At 58.0% G+C, this 13290-nt stretch carries 7 protein-coding genes and 1 pseudogene; 2 read left to right on the forward strand and 6 right to left on the reverse strand.

Annotation, left to right across the window (positions count from 1 at the left end; all coding sequences use genetic code 11):
• Positions 1 to 281, forward strand: a pseudogene (locus tag VNX23_RS28740) (hypothetical protein); the annotation flags it as partial.
• 1907 nt (positions 282 to 2188) lie between these two features.
• Here the strand turns inward: VNX23_RS28740 and VNX23_RS28745 are convergent.
• Positions 2189 to 3958 carry an adenylate/guanylate cyclase domain-containing protein gene (locus VNX23_RS28745; protein WP_325634961.1) on the reverse strand — a complete coding sequence of 590 codons (1770 nt, stop codon included), beginning with the start codon at positions 3956 to 3958 and terminating at the stop codon, positions 2189 to 2191.
• A 539-nt stretch (positions 3959 to 4497) separates the two neighbouring features.
• Here VNX23_RS28745 and VNX23_RS28750 point away from each other — a divergent pair.
• Positions 4498 to 6243, forward strand: coding sequence for an adenylate/guanylate cyclase domain-containing protein (locus tag VNX23_RS28750; RefSeq protein ID WP_325634962.1), 1746 nt, complete (start codon positions 4498 to 4500; stop codon positions 6241 to 6243).
• Positions 6244 to 6504: 261 nt separating this feature from the next.
• Here the strand turns inward: VNX23_RS28750 and VNX23_RS28755 are convergent, their stop codons facing one another.
• The 5 genes from VNX23_RS28755 to VNX23_RS28775 all read right to left on the reverse strand — a co-directional run bounded on the left by VNX23_RS28755 (position 6505) and on the right by VNX23_RS28775 (position 13019).
• Positions 6505 to 7005 carry a hypothetical protein gene (locus tag VNX23_RS28755; protein WP_325634963.1) on the reverse strand — a complete coding sequence of 167 codons (501 nt, stop codon included), beginning with the start codon at positions 7003 to 7005 and terminating at the stop codon, positions 6505 to 6507.
• Between the two features lie 781 nt (positions 7006 to 7786).
• Complete coding sequence (locus tag VNX23_RS28760) at positions 7787 to 10777, reverse strand: phage/plasmid primase, P4 family (protein ID WP_325634964.1); 2991 nt, start codon at positions 10775 to 10777, stop codon at positions 7787 to 7789.
• Between the two features lies 1 nt (position 10778).
• Complete coding sequence (locus tag VNX23_RS28765) at positions 10779 to 11399, reverse strand: DUF3102 domain-containing protein (RefSeq protein WP_325634965.1); 621 nt, start codon at positions 11397 to 11399, stop codon at positions 10779 to 10781.
• A complete protein-coding gene (locus tag VNX23_RS28770; RefSeq protein ID WP_325634966.1) occupies positions 11396 to 11647 on the reverse strand; it encodes a hypothetical protein in 252 nt (83 codons plus the stop codon). The genes VNX23_RS28765 and VNX23_RS28770 overlap by 4 nt, the downstream gene beginning before the upstream one ends.
• A 109-nt stretch (positions 11648 to 11756) precedes the next feature.
• The gene (locus VNX23_RS28775; protein WP_325634967.1) at positions 11757 to 13019 is read right to left on the reverse strand and encodes a tyrosine-type recombinase/integrase; all 1263 of its coding nucleotides are present in this window, start codon (positions 13017 to 13019) and stop codon (positions 11757 to 11759) included.
• Positions 13020 to 13290 lie beyond the last annotated feature (271 nt).

Here is a 13290-nt window from a genome sequence, read left to right on the forward strand (position 1 = left end):
GACATCCTACGTCCTTTAAGAGGGGTGGCTTCGAACAAAAGGTGCGCTCTTGGTACATGCTAATGTTTCAACTTCGTGGCTTCGCCGAGTGGCTGGTAAGTGTCAACGATTTTAAGCTGTTCGGGCAACTGTCCGGATTTCCGCAGGAGGTTCCGAACTGGAAGGCTGATCTCGGACGACCGGAACGCCTCACCGCGGCTTTAAATTACTACCGCGCTAACATCGCCCTTATGCTTTCCTCCGACATGGCGGGCGTCACCATCCCCGTAATGGGAATCTGACTGAGCAGCAGATGGTTAATTCCGCTCAATTCTGCAAAGCTGGTTGGCGATACGAACGTATTGATAACGTCGGCCATTGGGTGCCGCTCGAAGCGTCCGAACGCTTGAACCATCTCCTCCTTGACTATCTGCGCTGACCAAGCCGACTTGTCCGCTTTAGGATTCACACCCTTGCACCGGCCAAACGGATTGAGCAAGACCACGGCGTTGAAGCCGTGGTAGCGAATACGCCGTGACCTAGAGTGCGTATCAATATTTTCGGCGCTGGTCGCGAGGGCGTTTTACCTTTTTACCTTGATAGAGCGACTCGGTCGGCATTATTTGGGCGTGTTCGTTAGACCTCCTGCACGTGAATGAATCAATGCTGCCGGACTAATGTATAAGTTTTGCGATAACCGCACCCAGCATCCCGCGGCACCAGCGATAACGCAGGAGAGGCGGTCCCACGGTGCTATTCTTGCGCACACCGTGTTCGACGACGCGGTGCTGCTCGGGATTGAGTTCGTTTAGATATGTCGCGGCTGTCAGCACGGTTGGGCCCCCAGTATAGAATCGGTGATTCTGGGGTGAAGCACAACGTGGTGTTTTGGTCTTGGCGGGTGCCACTTTTTGGGTTCGGGAGCTGCACCTTTTCACCTAATCAGCGAACGGCACGCGTCGCGCACGTTCCCGAGCTGATCGGTGCCAATCACGCCGTAGCCGACTTCGAGCGTAGCACCATGAACCTCGGCCGTGGTGTGCTCACCGCGAGGGCTAGAACTGGGAGGCCCGTTTCTCCGATTTTGTATTGGCTACCCGGTGTCCGCTGTCCTTAGGCTTGGCGACGCAGTTTCCTGCCTTGCATGGCGCGGCCTGATCTCCGTAATTCGCTCGCTCCTTCGGCCCGAGATTTGCGGCGAGTGCCGACAAAACACCGACCACACATAAGGCAGCAAGGGCGCAGACAATAAGGCTTAGGGCACCTCGCAACACGAGATCGTTTAATGCACTTCGCCAAGGGAGGTCTCTGAACATCATTGTCTCCTCTCACATCCCTATCCCTGAAACCTTAAACCGATCTTGCAATAGCTCGGCATAGCGAGCCTCGTGCTGGATATTTTTGTGGGCCGAGATGAGCCTGCAGCGCTCGGGTATCGTAAGTATACGGATGGGCCGCGAAGGCGAGCTTGGCGACTGCCCCCGGCGCGCTCAGTTATCGAGGCATCCGAACAGTCTTAATAAGGTTTGAAGGTCAGGCTGGTGAAGCTATCAAGCGACCCGCCGCTCACCGCGCGAACACGGCGCCGTGTTCTCGGTGCAACATCTCTTTTGTTCCTTCGATGGAACGCAATTTTGGACTTTCACCCCGCCTTGCCCAGTGCAAGTTTGTAAAAGACCGGGGCGGGCATTCGGTAAGCAATCAATTTTTAGGAACCCCCGGCGCGCCCCGCAGGGCGCGAATGCTCTGCGGGACATTTTTTTTCTGTAATCAGCCTCCAGAGGTCGGGGTGTCGTGGGGCAAAGGGTGAATTGACGATGAGGTCGCTGCTCATTCTTGTTGCTATCTGCTTTTCGGGCACCGTATTCGCTCAGAGTGCGCCGCCCAAAGTCGGTAACAAACCGCTGGTTCAGCTAAAGCCGAAAGCGCCGATGGGCTGCAAACTCGTTGGAACGGTCCGGGGCACAAACCTATGGGCTGGTGATTGCGTAGGGTCAGAGCTTAGGGGCTCGACAACCACGACGGAAAATCAAGTCTTGCCTGAGCCGCAAGCGACCGGATCAATCACGCCCGATCAGAAAGAGTAAAAAACTCAATGTCCGCTATGCCCCGATAACCGACCAAATTCCGCAGCGCAGCGAAGTGACGCGATGGGCCAGAAGCCGACGTGGGACAGCAGATCAACTCTGGCGCAGCACTCTAAAAGCGCTTATTCGCGCAACCCGGCTGCCTTGAGAGCGGCGCGATATTTTTGGCGAAAATCGCTCTTGCGGTAAACCGGCAGACGGGAGGAGATCGTAAACTGAGGATCGTAAGTCAAAAGCATTTCTGCTGCCGCCCTCGCCTCTTGCTCGCGATTTAGAGACATCAAGGCCGTGATCTTGACGCGATGACCTGAAGTGAACTGCGGCCCTTCATCGATGCTTTGCTGTGCAAACGCCAGAGCCTGCTCATTGTGCCCTGCAATCAGATGGGCAAAAGCGATCCCAGTCAGAGTGGAGGCCATCTCGGGATCGCGTGGACTGAGCCTTATTGAGCGCTCGAAATGCGCGATCGCACGCTCGGTATCGGTGCAGGCATAAACCTTCACCCAGCCTAGGCTCGCCAGTATCTGCGATCCGTTCACGTTCAGGCGGGCGGCCTTCTCAAGAAGCGCAATGGAACGGTCATGTTCCCCCCAAAAGCCAAGCGTGTGACCCGCCCATCGCAGGACAGAAGGATCGTCGGAACCCAGGACAATTGCCTCTCTCGCAGCGGCAAGTCCCCTCTCGGGATCGCCGGGCGCACCCCATCCTTGTATCCAACGCGTCATGTAAGTGACGGAGAGAAACGCCTTCGCAAGCGCATAGCCGGGATCGAGCGCGATTGCCTGGCGTATGTAGTCCAGGGCGGCGTCACTGCCTTCGCGGGTGTATAGAGTTGTTTGCTGAAAAGCCCGGAGATAATAGTCATAGGCGTCGAGATTGCTGGTCGGCTTCGTGCGTGCGCGATTGATCTCGGCCTGCTTGATGGTGGGCTCGATAGCGCCGACGACTCGTTCAGTCACGGCATCCTGCAGCTCAAATACATCCTCCAGGGCACCATCGAACTTTTCCGCCCAAAGGTGTGCGCCGGTTGCTGCTTCGATCAATTGCCCGCTGATGCGCACCCGACCGGCGGCTTTGCGAACGCTACCCTCAAGCACATAGCGGACACCGAGTTCGCGGCCGACCTGCTTAATGTCGACGGCATGGCTTTTGTAGCTGAAGCTCGAATTGCGCGCGATCACGAACAGCGACGTGAAACGCGAGAGCGCGGTTGTAATGTCCTCTACCATCCCGTCAGCAAAGTATTCCTGCTCGGGATCGCCGCTCATGTTCTGAAACGGCAGCACGGCAATCGACGCCTTGTCGGGAAGCGCGAGAGGTTGAACAGGGCTGGTCGAGCGGTTCGCTGGCGAGGGAGCATCGCCGTCCAGCCGTGCGCTCCAGACACGCATCGGCTCGGCAATATTCTTCAGCGTTTGTTGACCCATATCGTCGAACGCCACATCGACCTTGGTTCGGATTTGACGTTGGGCGTCATCCGAAATGCATATCCCTCCCGGTTTGGAAATACCCTCAAGGCGGGCGGCAATGTTAACGCCATCGCCGAAAATGTCGTTGTCATCGGAAATGATGTCACCGATGTGAATGCCAATACGAAATTCAATCCTTTGATCCAGCGATACGGTGGCATTCTGCGCCGCCATCTTGCGCTGGACCTCAACTGCACTGCGGACTGCATCGACGGCGCTGGCGAACTCGATCAGCATGCCGTCACCGGTCGTCTTGACGATGCGGCCTCGATGGGAAGCTATAGCGGGGTCAACGAGGGCCTTTCTGACAGCCTTTAGTCGCGCCAGTGTGCCTTCCTCGTCATTCCCCATCATGCGGCTGTACCCGGCGACATCCGCCGCCAGCACAGCTGCAAGTCGACGTTTCACGTACTCGGTGGCCAAGGAGATGCCCCCCAGACGATCCGCAAGTTGACCTCCAAATAAAAGCATAGCTGGCTGCTCACGTTCTAGAGCAAACTTCCGAAATGGGTCAATCGCTACCCGGTCGAGCTTACATCAGTTCCGGCCATGTCCGCTGTGCCCCGAAAGCGGAAGCAAGCTCGCTGCCGTGATATGCCGTTGCGGGTTGATGGTGACGCACTTGACGTCATGCGGCCCATTGAAAGCTGGCACTGTGCCGCTTCAGGAAATTTAGCGCGGATGTTGTCTCATCGTTGCCCGGGCCTGAAGCGGTTGTACCTTTGCACTTGCTTGAACCTACTTCGTTTGGTTTGGCCGCCCAGCTGCTTGACGTGCGATCTGTCCCAATTTGATGTCAGCTATCGGGGCTGAACGGGACGTGGCGCAAACATGCCGGTTTGTCTCAGCTTGACCCAAGTCGGACCTCCAGCTCTTCCGCGATTACCGCTCGCAAGTCCGCTGCAAAGTGCTAGGCTCATGCTCCCACTGAGCGTGGCTAGTCTGGTCGTTCGGAGGTCGCTGTGACAGAGCAGCGGGTTCAAAGGCGATTAGCGGCGATCTTGGCCGCTGACGTGGTCGGCTATTCCGCTCTCATGGAACGCGACGAGGAAGCCACCTACGCTGAGTTCGAGCGGCTCAAGCGAGAATTGATCGAGCCTTGCCTCTGCCGCCACGAAGGGCGGCTTATCAAGACAACGGGTGATGGCGCGCTCGCCGAGTTCGCAAGTCCGTCGGCTGCGGTGCGATGCGCGGTGGAGATACAGGAAAGCATCGCGTCAGGCCGAAGCTCCCTTAAGCTACGCATCGGGGCCAATCTCGGGGAGGTTATCGTCGCGGCTGACGGCGATCTTTTTGGCGACGGGATCAACATCGCTGTCCGGCTAGAAGGGGTCGCCGAACCGGGCGGCATCTTGATTTCCGAAAAGGTGTACAGCGAAGTCGAAGGCAAACTGGACGCCGGCTTCGAGGATCGCGGCGAGCAGCAGCTCAAGAACATCTCCAAGCCGGTCCACGCTTACGCTGTGCGCACGGGAGCCTATAGCGCGCTGACCGAGGGGCTAAGTGTGGCCCCGCCACTTCCAGACAGGCCTTCCATCGCGGTTCTGCCGTTCCAGAACATGTCCGGCGACCCCGAACAGGAATACTTCGCGGACGGAATGGTTGAGGAGATCATCACCGCGCTCTCGCGGTTCAAATGGTTATTCGTGATCGCTCGCAATTCGAGCTTTACGTTCAAAGGCAAAGCCGTCGATATAAAGGAGGTCGGACGCAGGCTCGGCGTGCGTTACGTCCTTGAGGGGTCTGTGCGCAAGGCGTCGGGGAAGGTCCGCATCATCGGGCAGTTGGTTGACGCGGTGACGGGCGCTCACATCTGGGCGGACAGGTTTGAGCGTGACCTGACAGACGTTTTTGCTCTTCAGGACGATGTGGCGGTCGCTGTTGTCTCGGCCATTCAGCCAAAGTTGCTTCGAACAGAAATTGCGATGGCAGCGCGGCGGCGACCAGAGAACCTCACCGCATATGATCTTTTTCTTCGTGCAATTCAGCAGTTTTATCTAACGACCCCCGAAGGGGTGGCCGAGACGCTCCGGCTGGCTCATCGCGCTTTGGAGCTAGACCCTCGGTTCGGCTATGTCGCTGCTCTCGCAGGTCAATGTCACATGCGAAACGTCCTTTGGGGCTATGCTGTCGATCCGCAATTCGAGCGCAAGGAAGCGGTTCGGCTTCTTCACTTAGCCTTGAGCCTCGACGATGGTGATCCGGACATATTAGCAATGGCTGCACTAACCTCTGCGTACATGGTCGGCGATTGTGAAAGCGAGATCGAAATGGCTGACCGCGCGGTCGCGCTCAACCCCAATTCATTTTATGCATGGAACAGCAGAGGCTGGGTCTATAGAATTGCAGGGCTGCCGGAGGAAGCTATCCGGAGCTATGAACGAGCCATACGAATGAGCCCGGTAGACCCGCTGCTACACCGGTCGTTTGTTGGGATGGGGTTGGCCTTTGTTGAGCTTCGTCGCTTTGACGAGGCAATTGTGGCAGGGAAGAAAGCCCAACGTCAGACCCCCTTCTATGTGATAGCTCACCGCTGTCTCGCGTCTGCTTTCGCCCACCTCGGACGTGACGCTGAGGCGCGTGAGGCGGCGGCGCGTGTGCTTGAGCTTGATCCCGCCTTTACAATATCGGCGTGGATCGCTCGGGGCGGGCTGTCACACGCGAAGCTGTTGATCGAGGGCCTGCGGAAAGCGGGATTGCCCGAATGAATGTGTGCTGCGGAGGTGATCGAATAGGCCGCGTCACTTCCGCTCTTTGGCACAAAACCGACATGCCAGAGCAGCCGGATGATGTCCGTTCATCGGCGTAAAGCAGAACTTCATCGGCGTAAAGCAGAACTCGCGAACGTTGGTCGCGCGCTCCCTTCGAGACGAGGTAGTCGCGTGACCAACACCCACCTAGCGGTGCTCGCGCGGCTGCCAAATCAAGGCAACAAACCGGGCGCGCTCACCTGCCAATCTTCGTGCGCCTCAACACGGTGCCGGGATCAAGCGTTCTTCGATCTCAGGATCGGGAAGCCACGAGTAGCCGTCGTCAATTACCTTGGCGTTCGGAAATAAGTCGAGCTCGTGCGCGTCGGCGGCTCGTTGTGCATCGGCGCGCGTAGCAAAATACGCCGGGAGAGTATCTTGAAGCATCGGATAATCGTCGCGATAGGCGAGCCAGTGACCCTGTCGATCTTGTTCGACCCGAAGAGACACGTACACGGTGTGCCTCCAGTACAAAGCGTGGTTCTCCCGCTCCCACGGCACTGGATTTTTCTTGCAGTAGTCGATGAAGGCCGGGATTGCATCGTCGAGAGACTTGACGATGCCGACATCGCTACCCTGATACGAGGGCCTGAAGCAGGAGGTCACTTCATATTGACCGTGTTGGCCGCAAAGCGGGTAAACGCGGGCAACGATGAAGTCGGCGTCAACGTTGAGGATAGCGTGATAGTAATGTCTATTGTGAAGCATGAAGGTGGTCATGGGATTATCCCCTGATGGTTAGAGTTTGGGTAGCAAATCGTTGGGGACGATTTCATTCTGCGGACGGGACGAGCCCATCCTCTTGTAACCGTGTTACCGGCTCGACCACCGGGCATGAGACGGCGCGACTTGATCGGAATGAAGTGCAGGGCCCGCATGATGACGGCAAGCCGCCGCGCTGTACCCGTGGTCGCGGGCACCCGAAGCAGATCGAGTAGCGCGGCGGTGGAAATGGCATGCTTACCGCGGACAGCAGCTGCTACCGTGCTACACCAAGGGTCCTCGTATCGCGCATCCAACTCGGCGCGGGCCTCTGCCAATTTTCCTAGAAGCGACATCGATGCTCTCCCGGGTCAGCGATCCTCGGTCCCTTTTCGCGGGCCGATCCGCTACGGGTTTTGGTTACCATAGGGCTTATTGGGAATTGCTTAAGCGGTGGCAAATGGCTGTCTGGGCCGACAGTAAGAAGACGGCAGGGTGGGACGGGAGCATCGGTGATGATCGGGATCACCCGAGTGTATGGGAAGGGTAGCGCGGTGACCTTTTTTCCTTAGCACCTTGGCAGGAACCGATTGACGATCCTCCTCGGACGCCGCCCTGCTGGCGTCGCTGCCAGCCCATCCAGCCCATTTCTCAATTGCCGCCCTAAGGAAATGATCTTTTCATCACTGCATATCCTGAAGACCTAATAGGCACCTCCCACATGCCACATTAGAGAAATGGGCTGGATGGGCTGGCAGGGCCGACCGGGAGCGGCCCGCGCGGGCCGATGTCGTGCGCGTCATGTCGTTTTAGAGGTCCGCAAGTTCTCGACTATCTCGTCGAGAGCTACATCGCCCTCGGAGGCGCTCCCTGTATCCTCGGCCGTCTGCGTGGCCGCTGCCGGGGCGGTGGCGTAGACCACAATAGGCTCATTTTTCGACGGCCTTTTGGGTGGCGGATTGCTGATGCGCGCGCCGAGAATATTGTGCACGTCACCGCCACCCTTCCGCACGCGCTGCTCCTTGACCTTGCTGGCGGTAGCAGTGTCGAGGTCGCGGTAGAACCAGCTCTTGGAGGTAGGTGGCAGGCCGTTGTCATGGGCAAAATCGAGGTAAGCTGAATACATAACATTCTTGTCGACGGTGGCGGCGACGTCCAGCGTCAAACACTCCTGCACAAATGCCATTATTGGAGAGCCTTCACGAGCCAGTTCTTCGCGCATCTCAGCCGAACAAGCGGGCTCGGCGATAGGACCCCTCTGGCGCATTCGCCGGAGACCATCGAGTGCCCAGAGCAGGATCGCCGGAAGCTCTGGCTTGATCTTGTTCTCGAATAGGTGTCGGTCTTCCCGCCCATAGAACGACTTTCGTGTGCGGAAAGTGATAATCCGGCTTGCAAGCGCACCTGAAGCATCCTTGAGCTTCGGCATCTCGTTGCTGATCAGCAACAACTTACAGGGCAACGACCCAGTCCAATGGCTCTTGTTCTTGCGGTCAATCGTGAACAGCCCTCGACCGCTGAGCTTCAGTACATGTTCAGCGAGCAAATCTTTGTCGCACTTGGAACCAATCCGCATGTCGCCGACAACGGCGAGCTGCTTGCCGATGAGCTGTGACATGCCGAAATTGGTGCCCATACTATCGAGTGTGGGTCCGCAGATTACAGTCGGCGAGAGCAAGGATTGCAGTGTGTGTCGGATCGTATCCTTGCCGCTTCGCTTGTCACCGAGCAGCATGTACACCTTCTCCTGCGATACGTCACTCGATAGGCAATAGCCAAACATCTCCTGCAATGCCGCGATCTGATCTTGCTCACCATCGAAAACCTGATCCAAAAAGTTAAGCCATTGGGTTGGCTCGGCGGCGTTGAGGTCGTAGTCAAAGCCCACACCGTGCGGCGTGAAAAGCATTGGGTCAGATGGGGTGAACTGGTTTGAATTAATATTCAGAATACCATTCGGGAAACAGATAAGGTCCGCCGGATTGGGTCCCGCGCGACTGTCGAGCCAATGCGGTTGCTCAACCGTCGGCACCACGTGGCCGAGAGCTTTGAGTGCCTCGCTAGTTTCGCTGACGCTTGACTTGTTCGGCGCGAACGAAACCACTTCCGTTTTCGTTGGCTTCCCCTTGCAAGGGACCTTCTTGTCGCAATGGTCCAAAAATTCATAGAGGTCTGCCCGTATCGTGTCGTCGGCGATGACGGTGTAATGACCACCCTCGTGGTCATAGTAGTCATCGCGGTAATGATAGAGGTTCGGCCGCTTCCTGCTCCGGTAGATACGAGCGCGATCCATGTGGTCATCCTTGGGGACAACAAGGCGTTCGTCCCCATTATCGGCGCTTTTTTCACCTGCGTTTGGCGTTTGCTGGGCCGTTCCGCCGCTTTGGTTTGGCTCGGGCCGGATGTTAAGCGGGGACTTACCCTTCGCGAGCAGCGGGCACCCTTCGCAAGCCGTGCTGCCAGCGCCCTTAAAGGTGGCGCATGATGGGTATCCAAGTCCGAAGCTGTCTCTGTCAGCCACCTTGCGACTGAACATCTGGTCCGTACCGTCCGGGGTGTAGCGCGCATCCCCTTTGCTGATCGCGTGTGCGAGGTCATTTCCGCCCTCCATGAATGTGGTACCGAGGATTTGCAGCATCCACAGGCCCTGATTGTAGCCGTTGCCGCCTGTCTTCAATGCCTCGTCGTACATCGGGCACTGGTCAAAAACTGCCTTGGGGTGAACCAGCCGCTCCAGTCCAGCCGATAGCTTCTCGTTGTTGTCGATCCCCTTGAACACCGGGCTCGGCTTCGCGCCATTGAAGGCTGCGGCCTCGAAATACTCGGAGTGGGTCTTGGGAGCAGCAGGGGGCGCGATAACGGCGTACTGCTTCAGGTCTTGAAATGGCTTGGTGGAAAAATCGTATTCGACAATTGTGGTGGTGATGAGCGTCACTGGCTTTGGGTTGGCAAGGTCCTTGCGATTGAAGGTCGTTGGCAGACGCATCAAACGCGCCACATCAGCCGTGCACGTTGGGTCGATCTTTACCCCTTCCTTCAGGAGCAGCGCCTTGAAGCCCTCCGCGAGCGGCCTCCACTCGTCGACGGTCAGCACCGTCAGACTGCACCAGTAGACGTGTAAGCCATTCCCTGAGTGCACCACAGCGCTCGGGGCAGGTACGTTGTACTTGGCGAGAACTATGAGCAACGCCCTCATGGCGGCCCGCTCGTCCGGGTACTTCTTCGGGTCGGCGGGGTCGAGATCAAGGTCGATCCAGAGAGACTTGACCGCCAGCGCGTTCTTGGCATTGCGGAGGGCCATGTAGTTGTTGCCACTCTTGTTCGGGCCTTCGTTGTCCTTCTGCAGGGACATGCATTGCCAGAAGCCGCGGTAGCGGGGCTGTGCTTTAGCGTACTCAGCCATCCGAACGAAACCATCGAGCGTCTTGAACGCCCAGCCGGGCTTCCCCGAGCCATACTCCTTCTTGCCGGGCTTCGGCATGTAGTCGAAGTGCAGGTTGACGTGGCCGGGGTCATTTTCCCCCGGCCATGGCACCACTGCGCGCATAAAGCGCTCGATGGCATTCCAGTTGGTCGTCGCCTTATTCGCAAGGAGACCACCTGCGCGGGCATCAAGATCGGCATCTGAGGCATTGCTCGCGCCAGCCACTGTGTTCGCCGTCGGCGCGGAGGGCTGGACAGGCGCGCCCAGATCAGCGAACCCGGCGTCCGCGATCGCCGATGCGGCCTCCGGAGCTGGACTTACCGTGGCAGTAACCGGCGTGTCCTCAAAGCTGGCATCGAGGCTCATTTCACGCCGCCTTTTCTACGCTTGCTTCCGATGCCACGTGGGTGGGCTGAAGGGTCGTCGCGATGTCCATGAGGAGTTGACCCAATCGAGCAAGAACGTCCGGCTTCACGGCAGTTTTTGCGAAGCGGTCGGCTTGCCGTGTTTTGGTCAGCCTATCGAGTGTCGTCACGGCTGCGGTAAACGTAAGGTCTACTTGGTCTCGCGGGTTGACCCCCCTTCGCGAATGCGATTGAGCGCCGACATTTAGCTCGGCTAACGTTTTGTTGATGATGGCTTTCGCCTCATCGCGTCCGAGATGCCTTTCCTTCGCGGCCTTGATTACTGCGTCCGCTATCTCAGGCTGCTCATACCGCGATATCAGGAAGAGAGCGGAGGGGCCGAGGTTCAAATGCGCAACGGTTGCGTATTTGGTGACGTATTCGGCCGCCTTCACGTAGTTCTGGGCGCTCCGCTTTGACATCGAGAATTCTTTGTTCAACCACGGTAGCCATGCGCCGTGCGGTAGCTTCTCCCTTGCCTCCGCGAGCAGACCGCCGATTGTAAGGATATCAGTGGTCTCGCGCTTGAGAGCCACGTGCAGTTCACCCTTAATGATGTCAATCGTTCGATTGAGGAGTGTCATTTCACCCCTCCTTGCGAATGCATGTTTTTGTTGTCCGAGGTGGACCGCATCGGCCCACTCAATTGGGAGGCGACCCACTCATCGAGGTTGACGGGCGTATAAACCGGATCACGACCAATGCGTTGGAAGACCGGGCCGCCACCAAGCACCGCGTACTTCGCCAGTGTGCTTGGGGCGCGGACCACGCCGTGGACTTCATGAAGATATTTTGAGGCCGCCTTTCGGCGAAGAAATCGATGAGGCTCCATGTGGGCACCCTTTTCTAGAGGTGCCCGGCAATGCCGGGCGGGTGCCAGCAACCTCTTTCCGATTTCCTTAATCCAACCTTAATTCACGAAAGTGTGATCAGCCCGTTAATCAAACGGCAACTGATCGAAGCGGCACGATTTCGGCTCCCACATGTCCGTCAAGCGCCGCGCCTATGCGGGCTGCCACGCGGTCGGCTGCCGCTACGAGTGCTAAATCAGGGACGTGCGCGTAGCGCGCTGTTACTCCGGGAACCGAGTGTCCGAGCAAACCCGCAATGGTTAATTCTGAAAATCCCATTTCCGCGGCGGTCGCAGCGAAAGAATGACGCAGCACGTGCACAGTTACTCCCTCCAATCCCGCCTTCGCGCAGATGCGTGCCAAGATTTTCGGCAAGCCGATCATATGGCCTTCGCCATGTGCGGCGGGAAAGACCCAAGGACAATCATCCCGCATAGGCCGAGCTTCGATAAGCTTGATAGCCTCCTTGCCGACTGGGCGGAGTTGAGGGCCGCTCTTGGTATCCTCGAAGCGGATGCAGCCCGCGCGGCCGTCCACCCAAGCGCGCCGAAGCGCGAGGCACTCCATGCGGCGCAAACCAGTCAACAACAATAGCTGGATCGCTGCCAAGGCTGCCGCGTTTCCTCCCTCCTTCTCGGTTATGCGGATAACATGTCCCAGTTTTGTGATCTCTTCGGTCGTGAGGAACCGTCGCTGTTTGCGATCCGGCGGCTTCTTCACACCACGAGCCGGGTTCTCCTTGATCAAGTTGAGCGATTTTCTGGCGTATTCGAGGATGGTTGCCGTCATCCCTAGCGTGCGAGCGGCGACACCGGAGCCGCCCGCAGCGACGCCTCCACGCCCTACCCTCCTGCGAGGCTTTGCGGTTTTGCCAGCGATGATGTCCGCCTTCATCCGCTCGATATCGGCGGCTGTCAGGCTGCGCACCGTGAACCGCCCTATCAGCGGCTTGACATGCGTTTCGATCCTGCTGATGTCCGCAGCGAGGGTGGATGCTTTGATGCGCGCTTTCGCCTCCACGAGGTATAAGTCGCACAATTCGGACACCGTCATCGCCCCGCGAATTGCGTGACGGTCGGCCGAGGGATCCCTGCCCTTGGCTACGTCACTCAAAGTGTTTCCGGCTAATTTTCGGGCCTCGTCGGGGGCCAGCGTGCCTACCTTGCCCAGCGCGAGACGGCGCGTCCGCCCCTCCTTGTTTCGGTACTGCACCAAATAGGAAGCGACGCCGCTCGGCTTCATTCGAACGCCAAAGCCTTTCAAGGAGCCGTCCCCGGCGTCCCACAAGAAAACCTCTCTTCCGTCGACCGAGGGCCGAAGAGCATCGAGAGCGCGCTTGGTTATCTTGGGCATTGACGCCTCCGTTATTGCCGCATCGGGCAGGCCACGCCTCCCGTATTGCTTCCCCGTCGGGCAACCCGCGCTCGGGGAAGCGCGGGGGAAGCACCGGAAAGTAAACGAGGTAAAACTCGATCAAGCACCCGTAACACGGCGCTACCGAAAAAGCGTTTATTAATCAATCACAAGCAATAACGGGCAATCGCGAGGAAGAAGAAGAAATCCGCTCACTCTGACCTTGCCAAGGTCGGGGTCGAGGGTTCGAATCCCTTCGCCCGCTCCAATT

Origin of the sequence: Bradyrhizobium sp., assembly GCF_035570375.1 — a bacterium.
GTDB lineage: Bacteria > Pseudomonadota > Alphaproteobacteria > Rhizobiales > Xanthobacteraceae > Bradyrhizobium.

Coding starts and splice junctions, on each gene's coding strand:
- VNX23_RS28770 (WP_325634966.1), bottom strand. CDS start 11,647: ATGGAGCCTCATCGATTTCTTCGCCGAAAGGCGGCCTCAAAATATCTT.
- VNX23_RS28775 (WP_325634967.1), bottom strand. CDS start 13,019: ATGCCCAAGATAACCAAGCGCGCTCTCGATGCTCTTCGGCCCTCGGTC.
- VNX23_RS28755 (WP_325634963.1), bottom strand. CDS start 7,005: ATGACCACCTTCATGCTTCACAATAGACATTACTATCACGCTATCCTC.
- VNX23_RS28765 (WP_325634965.1), bottom strand. CDS start 11,399: ATGACACTCCTCAATCGAACGATTGACATCATTAAGGGTGAACTGCAC.
- VNX23_RS28760 (WP_325634964.1), bottom strand. CDS start 10,777: ATGAGCCTCGATGCCAGCTTTGAGGACACGCCGGTTACTGCCACGGTA.